Below are 16109 nucleotides of genomic sequence, written 5' to 3'. Positions count from 1 at the left end.
AAGTGGTGCGAGTTGTTCAGCGGGTAGACGGCTATTGGCATGCCCGAAAAGTGCCGCAGTAGCCACTCCCGAACACGTGTGTACAGCACGTGCCGTCAACGAGAAATCAGGAAGATATGCCTCCCAAGAAGAAGAAGGTCTCAGGCCTCATCAAGCTGCAGATCCAGGCCGGTGCGGCCAACCCCGCACCGCCGGTTGGCCCGGCACTCGGTGCCCACGGCGTCAACATCATGGAGTTCTGCAAGGCGTACAACGCCGCCACCGAGAACCAGCGCGGCAACGTCGTGCCCGTCGAGATCACGGTCTACGAAGACCGTTCGTTCGACTTCAAGCTCAAGACGCCCCCGGCTGCGAAGCTCCTGCTCAAGGCCGCCGGCATCCAGAAGGGCTCCGGCACGCCGCACAGCTCCAAGGTCGGCAAGGTCTCCATGGATCAGGTCAAGGAAATCGCCCAGACCAAGATGGAAGATCTCAACGCCAACGACATCGATTCCGCCGCGAAGATCGTCGCCGGAACCGCACGGTCGATGGGCATCACCGTCGACTAGATATGCCGGCGTCCGCCGTCATATGTGAATGAATAGAAATAGTGGGAGGGCGGCTCAGGCCCGTACCACTGCCCACCACCTCGCATCCGATGTGGATTCGAGCGAAGGAATGGATAGCAAATGAGCAAGAACAGCAAGGCCTTCAAGGCCGCTGCCGAAAAGGTCGACCGCGACAAGCTGTACACGCCTCTGGAGGCCATGGAATTGGCCAAGGACACCTCCTCGACCAAGACGGACGCCACCGTCGAGGTCGCCATGCGTCTTGGCGTCGACTCCCGCAAGGCCGATCAGATGGTCCGCGGTACCGTGAATCTTCCGCACGGCACCGGTAAGACCGCTCGCGTGATCGTGTTCGCCGCCGGCGAGAAGGCCAACGAGGCCCTCGCCGCAGGCGCGGACGAGGTCGGCGCCGAGGATCTGATCGAGAAGATCCAGGGCGGCTGGCTCGACTTCGACGCCGCGATCGCGACCCCGGACCAGATGGCCAAGGTCGGCCGCGTTGCCCGCGTGCTCGGCCCCCGTGGCCTCATGCCGAACCCGAAGACCGGCACGGTCACCATGGACGTGACGAAGGCCGTCAACGACATCAAGGGCGGCAAGGTCAACTTCCGTACCGATAAGGCCAACAACCTGCACCTCATCGTCGGCAAGGCGTCCTTCTCTGCGAAGGCGCTCACCGAGAACTACGCCGCCGTGATGGACGAGGTCATGCGTCTCAAGCCGTCCGCAGCCAAGGGTCGCTACGTCAAGAAGATCTCGGTCTCGACGACCTTCGGTCCGGGTATTCCGGTCGACCACTCGATCACCTCGAAGATCGGCTCCGGCGAGGACGCCGCAGAGTAATTGCCAGGTGCGTGCGCTGTGGGATAGCCCACACCACATACGCCGCATTCAGAACCGCCCTCCGGCGCCTGCTACAGGCAGTGCGCGGAGGGCGGTTTGTGTTGTGTCAACGAAATGCCTGCGCATGGCGCCGTCCGACTCTTTCAGGTACCTAAGTATGCACAGGGCAATCTCAGCTCGGTGTATTGGTCGACCGTCGATTCCCTGGACTTTGGCTAGGGTGGCCTGCGGAACTTAAGTTGCCCTTTCGTAAATATTTGTTAGCCTGGCCTGAGCTGCCGGAGAGGTGCTTGGCGTTATGCGCGTCGAACTCGTTCCGGCACTTGATTACTCGACGCCCATAGGTGTTACGGGTTCAAAATCTATCGGTGAGGAGACACCTGGATGCGAGTTACATCGACGATCACCACGAGCCGTTCGCGGGCCATTTTTGCCGGATTCGCCGCAGCTGCGCTCGTCCTGGCGGGCTGCTCTTCGGACGAAGGATCCGACTCAACGGACGGCGGTAACGTCGATAACGCCGCCTCCGAGGTCGAGATCGAGGACAACGAGGGCGCCAAAACCGTTCCGTCGCCGCCGAGTTCCGTCGTGGCACTCGATAACCGCACCTTCGAGACGCTGGATTCCTGGGACGTCGAGCTCTCGGCAGCCGCGCGGTCCCTCATGCCCGACACGAACTCGATGGTGGACGACGAGTCGATCCCGGACGTGGGGAACCACCGTGAGCCCAACCTCGAGACGATCGTCGCGGCCGAGCCGGACGTGGTCATCAGTGGCCAGCGATTCACGCAGTTCAATGAGGAGATCGCGGGGCTCGTTCCGGACGCCGAGATCATCGATCTGGAACCGCGGGACGGCGAGGACTTCGATGAGGAACTCAAGCGGCAGACGACCACCCTCGGCGAGATCTTCCAGAAGCAGGACGAGGCCCAGGTGCTCGTCGACGAGTTCGACGCGTCCATCGAGCGAGTTGAGAATGCCTACGACTCCGAAACGTCGGTCATGGCGGTGAACACATCGGGTGGCAACATCAACTACCTCGCACCCACGGTCGGGCGCACGCTCGGTCCGGTCTTCGACATTTTCGACTTCAGCCCGGCGCTCGAGGTCGACGACGCCTCGGACGACCATCAGGGCGACGACATCTCCGTTGAGGCCATCGCGGATTCTAATCCCGACCTGATCCTCGTCATGGACCGTGACGCCGCAGTGGGCGCGGACGAAGAGGGCTACACGCCCGCGAACGCTCTCATCGAGGAGTCCCCGGCGCTGCAGAACGTCGGCGCGGTGCAGGACGGGAACATCGTGATCATGCCCGAGGACACCTACACCAACGAGGGCATCCAGACCTACACCGAATTCTTCAACTCGCTCGCCGACGCGCTCGAGTCCGGCGCGGGCGCAGGGGCCGAGGGCGACGATGCCGAAGGTGCGGACGCCCAGGCCACCGCAGAGGCAACGAACGACGACGAAGCGGAGAACTAGAACCTCCGGGAGAGTCCGAATTCCTCCGCGACGGCGATCAAGCACCACCGCACACGGCACGGCCCGGACGGTGTCGCTTGATCGCCGTCATACTTCTTGGCCACCTGTATCGCGCAAAGGGCGGGCGCAGACTTGACGACAACCACACGCGAGAACCATCGGCGAGAACGCTCGAAAGAGAAGCTGTTCGACTGGAAGCTGCTCCTCGGTATCGCCGTCGTGGCAGGGCTGCTCGCCCTGTCGCTGTTCACCGGTCAGTACGACATTTTCGGCTCGGACGACGGGCGGGAGATGTTCGGGATCACCCGCATCCCGCGCACCATCGCGCTGGTGCTGGCCGGCGCCGCGATGGCGATGAGCGGGCTCGTTATGCAGCTGCTCACGCAGAACAGGTTCGTCGAACCCACGACCACCGGCACCACCGAATGGGCCGGGCTCGGTCTCATGCTCACACTTATCCTCGTCCCCGGCGCCGGAGTGGGGGAGCGGATGGTGGGCGCGATCGTCGCGGCCTTCCTCGGCACCGGGATCTTCTTTCTGTTTCTGCGCCGGGTGACGCTGCGCTCCTCGCTTATCGTGCCGATCGTGGGCATCATGCTCGGCGCCGTGGTCAGTTCGGTGTCCACATACATCGCTCTGCAGACGGACATGCTGCAAAACCTCGGCGTGTGGTTCGCCGGGAGTTTCACCTCCGTGCTCCGGGGGCAGTACGAGGCCTTGTGGCTCGTGCTCATCGTCGTCATCGCGATATTCGTGGTGTCCGACCGGTTCACCGTCGCGGGCCTCGGCGAGGACATCGCCACCAACGTCGGGCTCAACTACAACCGTGTCGTCCTGCTCGGGACCGGACTCATCGCGGTGGCGACGGGCGTGGTCACCGTGGTCGTGGGCAATCTGCCGTTCCTCGGGCTCATAGTGCCGAATATCGTCTCGCTCCTTCGCGGGGACGACCTGCGGTCGAACCTGCCGTGGGTTGCGCTGCTGGGGATCGGCATCGTCACGGTGTGCGATCTCGTCGGCCGGACCATCATCGCGCCGTTCGAGGTGCCGGTGTCCCTGATCCTGGGGATCGTCGGCGCCGTCGTATTCATCGCATTACTCCTGAGGCAGCGCCGGAATGGCTGAAGTGAAGAGAACCACCGACCCCGCTACGTCGACCGATGCGGACGCCGCGCCGGAGCCGAACTGCAAACGCAGCGCGAAAACGCTCCCGGACCGCCGCAGTGCCGTGCGTTTCTGGGCGATCATCGCGGTCCTCGTCGTGGCGTCCGCCGGATTTACCTACGGGCTACTGGCCTGGGGCAACCCGATGCCGCCGGGGTCGCGCGGCTTCTGGCTCATCGCCGAGATGCGCATGGAGAACGTGATCGTCATGGCCGTGGTCGCGGTGTGCCAGGCCACCGCCACGGTCTCGTTTCAGACGGTGACGAACAACCGCATCATCACCCCTTCCATCATGGGTTTCGAGTCCCTCTACGTCGCCGTGCAGACCACGGCGGTGTACTTCCTCGGTGTTGCAGGAGTCCTCGCCCTCCAGGGCACAGGCCAGTTCGTGCTGCAACTCGTGCTCATGGTCGGCTTGGCGACGCTCCTGTACGGCTGGCTTCTGTCCGGGCGCCTCGGCAACATCCAGATCATGCTGCTCATCGGCATCATCATCGGCGGCGGACTCGGCTCGATATCGACGTTCATGCAGCGGCTGCTCACCCCGAGCGAGTTCGACGTGCTCGCGGCGCGGCTCTTCGGCAATATCTCCAACGCCGACGCCAGCTACCTGCCGATCGCCATCCCGCTGTGCCTCGCAGCTGCCGGCACGCTGTGGCTCAGTTCGCGGCGGCTCAACGTGATCTCGCTAGGGCGGGATGTGGCCACGAACCTCGGCTACAACCACAAGCGCGAAATCCTCAAGGTGCTCGTGCTCGTATCGGTGCTCATGGCGGTGTCGACCGCGCTCATCGGTCCGATGACGTTCCTCGGGTTCCTCGTCGCCACGCTGGCCTACCAGTTCTCCGATTCTTTCGACCACCGGCTCATCTTCCCGATGGCCGTGCTCACCTGTTATGTGGTGCTCACCGGGGCCTACTTCGTCATGCGGCACGTGTTCTACGCGCAGGGGGTCGTATCCATCATCATCGAGCTCGTCGGCGGGCTCGTGTTCCTCACCGTCATCTTGAGAAAGGGGCGACTGTGATCTCGCTGTCCCGGGTTGCCAAGAACTACACCGACGAGGTCACGATCGGCCCGCTGGATCTGGAGATCCCGAAGGGCGGGGTCACCGCGCTCGTCGGACCCAACGGCGCGGGCAAATCGACGATGCTCACGATGATCGGCCGGCTGTTGGGGATCGACGAGGGAGTCATCGAGGTCGCCGGCTTCGACGTCAGCACCACCAAATCCCGGGACCTGGCGAAGGTGCTGTCGATCCTGCGACAGGAGAACCATTTCATCACCAGACTCACCGTTCGCCAGCTCGTCGGTTTCGGACGGTTCCCTTACACGAAGGGACGAATCAACGCCGAGGACGAGCGGATCATCTCTCAGTCGATCGACTTCCTCGGGCTCGGCGATCTCGAGAACCGCTATCTCGATCAGCTCTCGGGCGGGCAACGCCAGCGGGCGTACGTCGCGATGGTGCTCACCCAGGACACCGAGTACGTTCTGCTCGACGAGCCGCTGAACAACCTCGACATGCGGCACTCGGTGCAGATGATGAAGCAGGTGCACAAGGCGGCCCACGAGCTCGGACGGACCATCGTCGTCGTTCTCCACGACATCAACTTCGCCGGCCATTACGCCGACCGGATCTGCATCATGAAGGATGGGAAGGTCGCAGAGTTCGGAACACCCGGCGAGATCATCAACGCCGAGATCCTCTCGCGCGTGTTCGAGACGGAGGTCGATGTGATCGACGGCCCGCGCGGGCCGCTGGCGGTGTATTTCTGAACCGGCCGATCGCGCGGCCACCAGCGGTGTGCGCGCCTAGAAGGGCACGCGGATCGACAGCGAATGCGGCTGCACCTGCGCGACGAACTCGGTGACATCGCCGATACCGTCGCCGTCGATCTGGAAACTCGCCGGCTTTTCCTGCACCCGGACCGAGATGCTCCGCGCCTGCTGATGGACGAGAGTCTGCGCGTCGGCGCGACGCTCGCGGCGCCGGCGCTTGCGAGCCTCCGCCTTATCGGTGGGCGTGGGCAGGTCGATGCCGGCCCACTCGGCCCAATGCTCGCGCCGGGCGCGCATCCGCGCGTTGAACTGCTCGGACCACTTGCGCGCCGGCGGCACACCCAGCCGCTCGAACAGGGTGTTCCGCACGAGGACCGCGTAGGCAAGGCGTAGCCAGCCGAGAATTCCCTTGGGGCGCAGTGCGACCAGATCGAGTTTGCCGTCGCTGACGAGCGCGCCCGGCATGAGCACCATCCCGCCCTGCAACACGCCACAGTTGCCGACGAGGATCGTGCGGGCGTGCGCGTGGGTGAGATCGCCGTCATCCAGCGAATAGTCCGCCCGGATCCGGTGCCCGGTGAAGACCGACCGCACGAACGTGGACACGTACGCCACCCAACCGACCTGGCTCTTGAGGTCGTCGTCCGTGCCGGCGATCATGTCCGCATCCATCCCGACGCCCGCCATGACGAGGAACACCTCGCTGCGCTTTCGGCCGTCGGTGGAGGTGTAGTCCACCGTGCCGAGGTCGATCGGCCGGATCGAGCCGCTCATCGCCACGGCGACGGCCGCGTCGAGCGAGTCGATGGGGATCTCGAGGTTGCGAGCGAGCAGGTTGCCGGTGCCCAGCGGCACGATCCCCATGGGCACGCCGGCGCCGCGCACGCCCGCGGCCACGGAACGGACGGTGCCGTCGCCTCCGCAGGCGATCACGAGCCGCGCGCCGTCGGCGACCGCCTGCCGAGCCATCGACTCGCCCGGATCCTCTACCGTGGTCTCGATCCACTGCGACGGTCCCCACGCATGCTTGCGCTCGCGCTCGTCGACGACCCGGCGCAGCTTGACCAGGTCGACCTTGACCGGGTTGTACACCACCGCAGCATGGGCACGCTGGGGCAGATTATCCGCCGTCTCCCCACTATTTCCGGCAACATTCACCCCTCTACCGTGCCATTTTCTTCGCTCGCGCGGGGCGGGGAAGGGCAGCAGGGGGCGTCATGGCGCCCGGTACGGGACAAAGGATTTGGAGTATGACGCCGGAGGAGGCTAACCTTCTAGACGAAGTTTGAACGCGCGTGCCCAGCACGCGCATGTGATCAAGTTTCACCGAAGACCGTTGGTCATATCCTCACACACTCCGTGGAGGGTATTGAAGGCCCGGGAACGCCCGGCGGCCCACGCAGGAGATACGAAGGTCAGCAAAGAGTTCAGCTGTGCTTCAGGCGCCACGTGCGCTGCGAGCCCTCCTTTGCGCCCCGTGCCTTTTGCGCCGGGGCGTTCGTCGTTTCCGGGCGCGGACGAGAAAGTAGGAAGGAGGCGAAAATGGCAAAACCCGAAAAGGTCTCCGCAGTTGCGGAGCTCAAGGAGCAGTTCGAGAACTCCGACTCGGCGCTCATCACCGAGTACCGCGGACTGTCTGTTCCGCAGATCACCGAACTCCGCAAGGCTCTGGGCGAATCCGCGTCGTACACCGTCGCGAAGAACACGCTCGTCAAGCGTGCGGCTAACGAGGCGAACGTCGAGGGACTCGACGAGCTGCTCTCCGGTCCCACCGCCATTGCGTTCGTCACCGGTGAGGTCGTCGACGCCGCCAAGGCGCTCAAGAACTTCGCCAAGGACAACAAAGAGCTCGTCATCAAGGGCGGCATCATGGACGGCACGCCCGTCTCTGTCGCCGAGATCGAGAAGATCGCCGAGCTCGAATCCCGCGAGGTGCTGCTTTCCAAGATGGCCGGCGCGCTCAAGGGCGGCCAGTCGAAGGCTGCCGGGCTGTTCAACGCCCCGGCATCCCAGCTTGCCCGCCTCTTCGCGGCGCTGCAGGAAGAGAAGCCGGCCGCGTAAGCGGGCGCCACGCTCACAGCACTTTACGAATCAAGAAAATAATCCGGGCCACATGTGCCCACAGCCCGGGCCCGGCCCGGAACTACAGAAAGGACTTCCGCCATGGCGAAGCTCTCCAACGATGAACTGCTTGAAGCCTTCAAGGAGATGACCCTCCTCGAGCTCTCCGAGTTCGTGAAGCTCTTCGAGGACACCTTCGACGTCACCGCTGCCGCCCCGGTCGCCGTTGCCGGCGCTGCCGGACCGGCTGCCGGCGGCGACGCCGCTGCCGAGGAGCAGGACGAGTTCGACGTCGTGCTCGAGTCGGGCGGCGACAAGAAGATCGGCGTTATTAAGGTCGTCCGCGAGCTCGTCTCCGGCCTGGGCCTCAAGGAAGCCAAGGATCTCGTCGAGTCCGCTCCGAAGCCGATCCTCGAGAAGGTCGACAAGGAGGCCGCCGAGGCCGCCAAGACCAAGCTCGAAGAGGCCGGCGCCAAGGTTTCGGTCAAGTAAGACCGCTTCCTCGCCCCAGGGCGAATCGGCCGCACCAGATTGCGGCCACACCTTTGCAGAACCCCACCGCTCGCGTTTATCGCGGTCGGTGGGGTTCTGCCATTTCCGGGAACGCCGAGGGTGTAGTTTGCAGCTAGCGAACCACCCGAGGATTTTCAGGGGAAAAATATGTCGAAGACGGCCAAACCCATGGGCGTGCTGCTGCTTGCGCTCGGCGCAGCCCTCGTGGCGTTCGCCGTGACCTGGGGGCTGCTCGCTCCTAAGTCCGCGTCCTTGCTGCCACTCGATTATGAGGCCAAGACCGTCGCCCAGGGCACCGGCACGCTCCTCGACCCCGCGTCGTTGGACTCCGAGCGGCTCCGGATCGACGAGGACGTTCCGCTCACGCGCGTGCAGCAGGTGCTCTCGGTCGAGCCCGGCGACTCCGACGTCATGACCGCACAGATAGGCACGACACTGTCCAGAGACGACCGAGAGGGCGCTGAGGCACTCGCGGGCGCGACGGTGCAGCGCGTCTCGGTGGACCGTAACAGCGCGCTTGCCACCGACGACGCCGCGAACTCCTCGCTACAGGCGACAGCGGGGGAGCCGTCGACCCCGATCAGGGCCGATGGTCTCACGTTCGCGTGGCCGCGCAACGCCGAGCGCCGCGACTACCCGTTCTTTGACGTCGAGGCGCGCCGGTCCGCGCCCATGGAATTCACCGGAGACGGCGACGTCGACGGAACAACCGCATATATCTATACGCAGGAACTCAGCGACATAGACAAGTCGGAAGAGGATCCCTCGGCAGTGGTGTCCGTAGACCCCGGTGCACTGCCCGAGAGTGCCCCGGAGCAACTTCGGGACTCCGACGAACCGGTACGCCTGCACACCTTCTATTCGGCCACCCGGACGGTGTTCGTCGAGCCCGATTCCGGCCGCGTGCTCAAGGCCGAGGAGTCCGTGCACGAGTACCTCGGGGAGAATCCGGGCGAGGAGGCCGTGACCGCGAAGGACTACTCACTGGAAACGTCTCCTGAAAGTAGCCGGCAGGCAGTCGCCGCCGCGCAGGAAGTGGCCGATAATACACGGCTCGCCGAAACCATCATCCCGTGGGTGGCTGGGATCGCCGGTGGCGCAGCACTTTTGATCGGCGTGGGGGTGCAATTCCTGAGGAAACGGCGAATCTAGTGTGTAATAACAACTTGCTCATTTATAGTGATTGGGGCCACAAGGGTCGCAGCTTTAAGGCTGGACTCAGAGGCTTTTCAGCAAATATGGCTGTAGAGCTGGGAAAACGGGAGGACGAGTGGGCGTAGAAGTTGCCGTCGAGGGTTTGACCAAGTCCTTCGGTTCGCAAAAGATCTGGGAAGATGTCACCTTTACGCTGCCCAAAGGCGAGGTAAGCGCACTGCTGGGGCCGTCGGGCACCGGTAAATCGGTGTTCCTGAAGTCCCTCATCGGGCTCCTGCGCCCAGAGGCGGGGTCGATCCATATCGGCGACACCGACATCCTCCAGTGCACCTCCAAGGAGCTCTACGAGGTGCGCAAGCTCTTCGGCGTGCTCTTCCAGGACGGCGCACTGTTCGGTTCGATGAACCTCTACGACAATGTCGCCTTCCCGCTGCGCGAGCACACGCGTAAGTCCGAATCCGAAGTGCGCAAGATCGTGATGGAAAAGCTTGAGCTCACCGGTCTCACCGGCGCCGAGGGCAAGCTCCCCGGCGAGATCTCCGGCGGTATGCGTAAGCGCGCTGGGCTCGCCCGCGCACTCGTGCTAGACCCAGAGATCATCCTCGTCGACGAGCCGGACTCCGGCCTCGACCCGGTGCGCACCACCTACCTCGCGCAGTCACTCATCGACATCAACGCCCAGATCGATGCGACGATCCTGATCGTGACGCACAACATCAACCTCGCTCGCACGGTTCCGGACAACCTCGGGATGCTCTACCGCAAGCGCTTGGTAATGTTTGGTCCGCGAGAGGTGCTCCTCACATCCGAAGAGCCTTCCGTGCGACAGTTCCTCCGCGGCTCGAAGATCGGACCGATCGGTATGTCGGAGGAGAAGGACGACGCGCAGATGCGCGAAGAGCTCGCCCAGGCGGAAGCCGGACATAGCGACGGTTCCGTGGGTGAAGACGAAATGAGGGGCGTGCCGCCGCAGATGCAGCCCACGCCCGGTTCACCGACTCGACAGGGCGAGATCCGCCGTGAGGAGCGAGTTCGGGACATGCTCGACACGCTGCCGCAGAACGCCCAGGACGCCATTCGCGAGGAATGGGCGTCCCGCGGGCACGGCAATGGTAACGCGACCGCAGGTGTCGGAGCGGGAGCCGCCGCATCGTCGTCGGATTCGGTGGACGACCACTACGGTTCGTCCGCGCAATAAGAACTCACCAGGAACCATATGAGCACCCCTCACATCGCCGGGCCTCCAGGCGGGAGCCAGCAGGAAGGCCCCGCCCCCTCAAAGCCCAAGAAGAAGCGCACGCCCAAGGACTCCGAGTCCACGGGCGTGTCTGCTGCTGGCGTCGCCGGTTGGTTCAGCGGTGGCTTCTCCGAGGCCGGTAAGATCTTCCGTCTTTTTCTAGAGGTCATCCGGGGCATCTTCAAGCGGCCGTTCCAGTTTCGCGAGTTCATCGAGCAGGCGTGGTTCATCGCGTCGGTGACGATCTTGCCCTCGGCACTCGTTGCGATTCCGTTCGGCGCGGTCGTGGCCATGCAGACCGGTTCGCTGATCAAACAGCTCGGCGCTGAAGCGTTTACCGGTGCCACCGGCGTGCTCGCCATCGTCCAGCAGGGTGCCCCGCTGGTGACTTCGCTTCTCATCGCCGGCGCCGCCGGTTCCGCAGTGGCCGCCGACCTCGGTGCCCGCACCATTCGCGAGGAACTCGACGCGATGCGGGTTCTCGGTATCGACCCGGTTCAACGTCTCGTGGTTCCCCGCGTGATCGCGATGATCCTCATCGCCATCCTCCTCAACGGGCTCGTGTGCATCGTCGGCATCGCCGGCGGCTATGTATTCAACATCATGTTGCAGGGAGGCACGCCGGGCGCCTACCTCATGTCGTTCTCGGCGCTTGCCCAGCTTCCGGACCTCGTGATGGCCACGATCAAGGCGGCGGTTTTCGGTCTTATCGCCGGAGTCGTCGCCTCGTACACGGGCATGAACCCGAAGGGCGGACCTAAGGGCGTGGGCGATGCCGTCAACCTCGGCGTGGTCCTCACGTTCCTTCTGCTGTTCTTCGCCAATCTCATCTTGACGGCGGTCTACCTGCAGATCGTTCCACCGAAGGGTTCATAGGGGGAGCGACATGACTATCTCAACGTCCATCGGCCCGCGGCGGGCTCGGCTTCGCCGCCTGTGGCAGAAGCCGCTCGACGGCATCGACAGCCTCGGCGATCAGCTCGCCTTCCACATCCGCTCGATTTCCGCGATCCCGCAGGCGGTTCTCCACTTCCGCCACGAGGTGCTTCGAATCATCGCCGAGGTCACCTTCGGCGTGGGCGTGCTCGCGGTGCTCGGCGGCACCGTCGGCGTCATCTTCATGATGACCGGCTTCACCGGCGTCGTCGTCGGCCTGCAGGGCAATGCCGCCCTGGACCAGATCGGCGCCTCGGTGCTCACCGGCTTCCTGTCCGCGTACGTCAACACCCGCGAAATCGCGCCCATCGTCACCTCGCTCGCACTGTCGGCGACGGTCGGTTGCGGTTTCACCGCGCAACTCGGCGCCATGCGCATCTCCGAGGAGATCGACGCCCTCGAGGTCATGGGGATCCCGTCGGTGCCGTATCTCGTCTCCACCCGCATCGTGGCCGGTTTCATCGCCGTCATCCCGCTATACACCATCGGCCTCACCGCCTCGTACCTTGCGACGAGATTGGTGAACACGACCGTGCAGGGTCAGTCGACCGGTGCGTTCGACCACTACTTCCACTTGTTCCTGCCGCCACAGGACGTTTTGTATTCGTTCGTCAAGGTGTTGATCTTCGCCTTCGCGCTCGTGATGATCCACTGCTTCTACGGCTACACCGCGTCCGGCGGACCCGCCGGCGTCGGCGTTGCCGTGGGCCGCGCGGTGCGTACCGCGATCGTTGTCGTCACGATTCTCAACTTCTTCATCGGCCTGGCCATCTGGGGCACGTCCACGAGTGTGAGGATTGCCGGATGACCCGCATGTCAGCGACCGCTCGTCGCCTCCTTGCCGTCCTGTTCGTCATCATCGTGGCGGCGTTCATCGGCGGCTCCATCGCCATGTACAACAAGGCGTTCACCAGCGTCAGCGAAATAGACCTCTACACCGACGACGTCGGATACGCGCTGCCCAAACATGCCGACGTCAAGGTGCGCGGAGTCAATATCGGCCGCGTCACCGAGGTCGAACCCGACGGCGATCGCGTCCGAGTGCAGCTCGCCATCGACCCCGATTACACCGAGAAGCTCCCCGCCGATGTCACGGCGCGGCTCATCCCGAAGACCCTGTTCGGCGAGCGCTTCGTGGACATCTATATTCCTGACGGCGGAGGTTCTGGAAAACTCGCGGACGTCGACTCCATCGCCCAGGACGAACGCGGCAACGCCGTGGAGCTCGACCGAGTTCTCGACGGGCTGCTCCCGGTGCTCGAGGCCGTTCCGCCCCACGAGCTCGCCGCAACCCTCGGCGCGCTGAGCCAGGCGCTGCAGGGCAACGGCGATCGGCTCGGTGTCTCCTTCGAGCAGCTGGGTAAGGTATTCGGCGGTATCAACGAAGATCTCCCCGCGCTCGAATCCGGTCTCCAGGATCTCGCGACCTTCTCGCAGACCTACACCGAGGCCGTGCCCGATCTCATTGGCGCGCTCGACGCCCTGCGCACCACATCGCATACCGTCGTGGAAAAGCAGGACGCGCTGCGCGGCTCCATCCAGTCGGTGACGACGGCATCGAACGACCTTGCCGGGTTCATCGACGTGAACAAGCAGAGCGTCATCGACGTGCTCGCGGACTCGCGACAGACGCTCGATTACCTTGCGCAGTACTCCCCGGTGCTTGAATGTTCGGTGCTCAACTTCCAAAAGAGCCGTGTGAATTCCGACGACATCCTTGGTGTCGGCGATGAGCACCCGGGCATTCGCGTCACCGTGGAGGTCGTCAACCCGCGTGGCCGATACCTTCCGAACCAGGATGAGCCGCGCGCCTTCGATACCCGCGGTGCGCGCTGCTACGGAACCCCGGGACCCGGGGAGAATTTCCCGGCAGCACCCGGCGGCGCGCTTGCCGATGGCGCCTACCAGCCCCCGACGCGTAACCCGGGCCCTGCAGTCATTCCCGACGCACCGGACCCACGAAGTTCCGATGCGCCGATCACGCAGCCGCGCCAGCGCGGCAGCGTTCCCGACGCGCCGGGACGCTACGTTCCGGAACAACCGAATCGCCCGCTGCCCCCGGGCGTCGACGATCGACCGATGGGATACGAGAATTCGCCGATCGAGGTGGCCACAGTGCAGACGATTTACGGCGCAGCGAAGGGCGAAGCGCCCGAATCGACACCCGGCTGGGTCGCAGGCCTCGGCGCTCCGGCCCTCCGCGGGGCGGAGGTGACCATCCGATGAGCAAGAATCCCTCCAACCGGAGCCTCGCCGCTCCGATGATCAAGCTGATCATCTTCATCATCGTCACCTCGATGGCCATCGTCATCCTCGCCAACACCATGCGAGGAAGCGGGTCCACCGATGGCGAAGAGTACCACGCCATCTTCTCCGACGCGACGCAGAGCGAGGCCGGCGACGAAGTGCGCATCGCCGGCGTCGCCGTCGGCCGTGTCACCAACGTCGAGCTCTACGACAACGACAAGGCTCGGGTGTCGTTCGTCCTCAGCGGACGCGATAGCCTGCCGGAAAATACCCAAGCCGACATGCGGTTCCGCAACCTCATCGGCCAGCGCTATATCTCGCTGTCCAGGGGAGAAGGTGCAGTCGGAGCAGACATGGAGCCGGGTGACACCATTCCGCTGGAGCAAACGACCCCCGCCGTCAACCTCACGGCTTTGTTCGATGGTTTCCGTCCGCTGTTCACCACCCTCAATCCGGAGGACGTGAACAAGCTCGCCGACTCGCTGATCAAGGTGCTTCAGGGCGAAAGCGGAACGGTCCAGCAGCTGGTTCGCGATATCGGTTCGCTGACGAATACGCTCGCCGATCGCGACCAGGTCATCGGAGAGGTCATCGACAATCTCACGGCAGTGCTCGACACGATCAATAATCGCGAAGATCAGTTCGACCAGCTGGTCGTCAACACCTCATCGCTGATCGAGGGGTTGTCTGCCGATTCCGAGGCGATCGGTTCCTCGCTCGACTCTCTCGCGGATCTGACGTCGGTCACCGACAACGTGCTGGAGAACACCAGGCCTGCGGTCACCGATTCGATCACGGCGTTGAACACCGTTGCGACGGACCTTAATGCCAACAGCGACAGTCTGGAGTCGGTGATCGAGACCATGCCGCTGAAGACGGAGAAGCTCGTGCGAACCGGCTCGTTCGGTTCGTGGTTCCAGTTCTACCTTTGTGGCATCGACGTCACAGTGGGCTCCGGTTCCGCGCCGAATATGTCCGATCCACTCCTTCCTCTGGTCGGGCACCTCGACACCATACGCCAACCGATCTACACGAACTCCGCGCCGCGCTGTAGCGCAGAAGGGGTGGCTGCGGCCAATGCACAATCGAACGGAGGTGGGAACTGATGGCTGCCGAGACGAAAAAGCGTAAAGGTAAAAAGGCAGGAGAGTACCGGATCCCCAATCCGTTGCTGGGCCTGATCGGCATCGTCACGATTCTCGCTTTGACGCTGCTCAGCGCCAATTTCAGTTCGCTGCCGTATGTCGGTGCCGGGCCGAAGTACCACGCATACTTCTCCGAGGCTGCCGGGATGCAGTCCGGCGACGAGGTGCGCATCGCGGGAGTCAAGGTCGGGCAGGTCACCGACGTCGACCTAGAAGGTGACAAGGTCAAGATCGACTTCCGTTCCAAGGGTGCGTGGCTGGGCGACGAGACGCGTGCCTCGATCCAGATCAAATCCGTGCTGGGGCAGAAGTTCCTTGCGCTGGAGCCCGCAGGCAGGGAGGAGCTGGACACCGATACTCCGATCGCGTTGGATCGCACGACCTCGCCTTACGACGTCGTGACCGCGTTCAGCCAGGCCGCCGAGGTGGTCGAGGGGATCGACGAGGAACGTCTCGGCGAATCGCTCGATGTACTCACTGAATCGATGGACGTGGCGCCGGGCGAATTTCGTTCCGCAGTCGACGGAGTATCCCGCTTATCCCGCACGATCTCCAGCAGGGATCGGGAACTACGCGATCTTCTCGCGGCCACACGCCAGTCGGCGACGATCGTCGCCGAACGCAATGAGGAATTCCGCAAGCTTATCGCCGGTGTCGGCGATCTGCTCACAGAGCTCAACTCGCGTTCCGAGTCGATCAAGCTCGTTCTCGCGTCGGGAACTTCGCTCGCCCGGGAGCTGCGGCAGTTGGTTGCGGACAATGAGGCTCAGTTCGGTCCGACCCTGGACCAGTTGGACCAGGCGCTCGGTGTGCTCACCGAGCACGAGGACGACCTGCGTCAGTCGCTGACGAACCTCGCTCCGTTCTACGGTATTTACGCGGACATCCTCGGCAACGGCCGCTGGTTCGAGACAACTGTGACGAACCTGCTCCCGCCGGGACTACCGCTCATCCCCGGCAATCGCGAAACGCTGCAGCAGGGGGGCCAGTAAA

Annotated in this window: 16 protein-coding genes; 15 read left to right on the top strand and 1 reads right to left on the bottom strand. The window is 63.9% G+C overall.

Annotated features, from left to right (window positions below; genetic code table 11):
- Positions 1 to 116: 116 nt before the first annotated feature.
- The 6 genes from rplK to BJL86_RS12460 all read left to right on the top strand — a co-directional run bounded on the left by rplK (position 117) and on the right by BJL86_RS12460 (position 5819).
- Positions 117 to 548 carry a 50S ribosomal protein L11 gene (gene rplK / locus BJL86_RS12485; RefSeq protein WP_067477722.1) on the top strand — a complete coding sequence of 144 codons (432 nt, stop codon included), beginning with the start codon at positions 117 to 119 and terminating at the stop codon, positions 546 to 548.
- Positions 549 to 668: 120 nt separating this feature from the next.
- On the top strand, positions 669 to 1391 hold the full coding sequence (gene rplA, locus BJL86_RS12480; protein WP_067477719.1) for a 50S ribosomal protein L1: 723 nt from the start codon (positions 669 to 671) through the stop codon (positions 1389 to 1391).
- 384 nt (positions 1392 to 1775) lie between these two features.
- Positions 1776 to 2876 (top strand): siderophore ABC transporter substrate-binding protein, encoded by a 1101-nt coding sequence (locus BJL86_RS12475; RefSeq protein WP_067477716.1) that lies wholly within the window; start codon positions 1776 to 1778, stop codon positions 2874 to 2876.
- Positions 2877 to 3008: 132 nt separating this feature from the next.
- The gene (locus BJL86_RS12470; protein WP_067477713.1) at positions 3009 to 4001 is read left to right on the top strand and encodes an ABC transporter permease; all 993 of its coding nucleotides are present in this window, start codon (positions 3009 to 3011) and stop codon (positions 3999 to 4001) included.
- Complete coding sequence (locus BJL86_RS12465) at positions 3994 to 5067, top strand: iron chelate uptake ABC transporter family permease subunit (RefSeq protein WP_067477711.1); 1074 nt, start codon at positions 3994 to 3996, stop codon at positions 5065 to 5067. The genes BJL86_RS12470 and BJL86_RS12465 overlap by 8 nt, the downstream gene beginning before the upstream one ends.
- The gene (locus BJL86_RS12460; protein WP_067477708.1) at positions 5064 to 5819 is read left to right on the top strand and encodes an iron ABC transporter ATP-binding protein; all 756 of its coding nucleotides are present in this window, start codon (positions 5064 to 5066) and stop codon (positions 5817 to 5819) included. The genes BJL86_RS12465 and BJL86_RS12460 overlap by 4 nt, the downstream gene beginning before the upstream one ends.
- Before the next feature lie 36 nt (positions 5820 to 5855).
- Here the strand turns inward: BJL86_RS12460 and BJL86_RS12455 are convergent, their stop codons facing one another.
- On the bottom strand, positions 5856 to 6980 hold the full coding sequence (locus BJL86_RS12455) for a diacylglycerol/lipid kinase family protein (RefSeq protein ID WP_231887291.1): 1125 nt from the start codon (positions 6978 to 6980) through the stop codon (positions 5856 to 5858).
- Between the two features lie 384 nt (positions 6981 to 7364).
- On the opposite strand from BJL86_RS12455, the gene rplJ reads away from it, so the two are divergent.
- The 9 genes from rplJ to BJL86_RS12410 all read left to right on the top strand — a co-directional run bounded on the left by rplJ (position 7365) and on the right by BJL86_RS12410 (position 16108).
- Positions 7365 to 7883 carry a 50S ribosomal protein L10 gene (rplJ, locus tag BJL86_RS12450; RefSeq protein WP_067477705.1) on the top strand — a complete coding sequence of 173 codons (519 nt, stop codon included), beginning with the start codon at positions 7365 to 7367 and terminating at the stop codon, positions 7881 to 7883.
- A 102-nt stretch (positions 7884 to 7985) separates the two neighbouring features.
- Complete coding sequence (gene rplL / locus BJL86_RS12445; RefSeq protein WP_067477702.1) at positions 7986 to 8375, top strand: 50S ribosomal protein L7/L12; 390 nt, start codon at positions 7986 to 7988, stop codon at positions 8373 to 8375.
- A 168-nt stretch (positions 8376 to 8543) separates the two neighbouring features.
- Positions 8544 to 9548, top strand: coding sequence for a cell envelope lipid trafficking protein PgfA (pgfA, locus tag BJL86_RS12440; RefSeq protein WP_067477699.1), 1005 nt, complete (start codon positions 8544 to 8546; stop codon positions 9546 to 9548).
- A 118-nt stretch (positions 9549 to 9666) separates the two neighbouring features.
- Entirely contained in the window at positions 9667 to 10749 is a 1083-nt protein-coding gene (locus tag BJL86_RS12435) for an ABC transporter ATP-binding protein (RefSeq protein ID WP_067477696.1), read from the top strand.
- A gap of 126 nt (positions 10750 to 10875) precedes the next feature.
- Positions 10876 to 11664 (top strand): MlaE family ABC transporter permease, encoded by a 789-nt coding sequence (locus BJL86_RS12430; RefSeq protein WP_067477788.1) that lies wholly within the window; start codon positions 10876 to 10878, stop codon positions 11662 to 11664.
- A 10-nt stretch (positions 11665 to 11674) separates the two neighbouring features.
- Positions 11675 to 12532 (top strand): MlaE family ABC transporter permease, encoded by an 858-nt coding sequence (locus BJL86_RS12425; protein ID WP_067477693.1) that lies wholly within the window; start codon positions 11675 to 11677, stop codon positions 12530 to 12532.
- Entirely contained in the window at positions 12529 to 13950 is a 1422-nt protein-coding gene (locus BJL86_RS12420; RefSeq protein WP_067477690.1) for an MCE family protein, read from the top strand. The genes BJL86_RS12425 and BJL86_RS12420 overlap by 4 nt, the downstream gene beginning before the upstream one ends.
- Entirely contained in the window at positions 13947 to 15077 is a 1131-nt protein-coding gene (locus BJL86_RS12415) for an MCE family protein (RefSeq protein WP_067477687.1), read from the top strand. Before BJL86_RS12420 ends, BJL86_RS12415 begins: the two co-directional genes overlap by 4 nt.
- Positions 15077 to 16108 carry an MCE family protein gene (locus tag BJL86_RS12410; protein WP_067477683.1) on the top strand — a complete coding sequence of 344 codons (1032 nt, stop codon included), beginning with the start codon at positions 15077 to 15079 and terminating at the stop codon, positions 16106 to 16108. The genes BJL86_RS12415 and BJL86_RS12410 overlap by 1 nt, the downstream gene beginning before the upstream one ends.
- Position 16109 lies beyond the last annotated feature (1 nt).

The sequence above is a fragment of the Dietzia timorensis genome (assembly GCF_001659785.1).
GTDB classification, from domain to species: Bacteria; Actinomycetota; Actinomycetes; order Mycobacteriales; family Mycobacteriaceae; genus Dietzia; species Dietzia timorensis.
The sequence above is the reverse complement of the archived record's forward strand: the minus strand, read 5'-3'. Positions and strand labels throughout refer to the sequence as shown.

Coding starts and splice junctions, on each gene's coding strand:
- rplK (WP_067477722.1), top strand. CDS start 117: ATGCCTCCCAAGAAGAAGAAGGTCTCAGGCCTCATCAAGCTGCAGATC.
- rplA (WP_067477719.1), top strand. CDS start 669: ATGAGCAAGAACAGCAAGGCCTTCAAGGCCGCTGCCGAAAAGGTCGAC.
- BJL86_RS12475 (WP_067477716.1), top strand. CDS start 1,776: ATGCGAGTTACATCGACGATCACCACGAGCCGTTCGCGGGCCATTTTT.
- BJL86_RS12465 (WP_067477711.1), top strand. CDS start 3,994: ATGGCTGAAGTGAAGAGAACCACCGACCCCGCTACGTCGACCGATGCG.
- rplJ (WP_067477705.1), top strand. CDS start 7,365: ATGGCAAAACCCGAAAAGGTCTCCGCAGTTGCGGAGCTCAAGGAGCAG.
- rplL (WP_067477702.1), top strand. CDS start 7,986: ATGGCGAAGCTCTCCAACGATGAACTGCTTGAAGCCTTCAAGGAGATG.
- pgfA (WP_067477699.1), top strand. CDS start 8,544: ATGTCGAAGACGGCCAAACCCATGGGCGTGCTGCTGCTTGCGCTCGGC.
- BJL86_RS12425 (WP_067477693.1), top strand. CDS start 11,675: ATGACTATCTCAACGTCCATCGGCCCGCGGCGGGCTCGGCTTCGCCGC.
- BJL86_RS12420 (WP_067477690.1), top strand. CDS start 12,529: ATGACCCGCATGTCAGCGACCGCTCGTCGCCTCCTTGCCGTCCTGTTC.
- BJL86_RS12415 (WP_067477687.1), top strand. CDS start 13,947: ATGAGCAAGAATCCCTCCAACCGGAGCCTCGCCGCTCCGATGATCAAG.
- BJL86_RS12410 (WP_067477683.1), top strand. CDS start 15,077: ATGGCTGCCGAGACGAAAAAGCGTAAAGGTAAAAAGGCAGGAGAGTAC.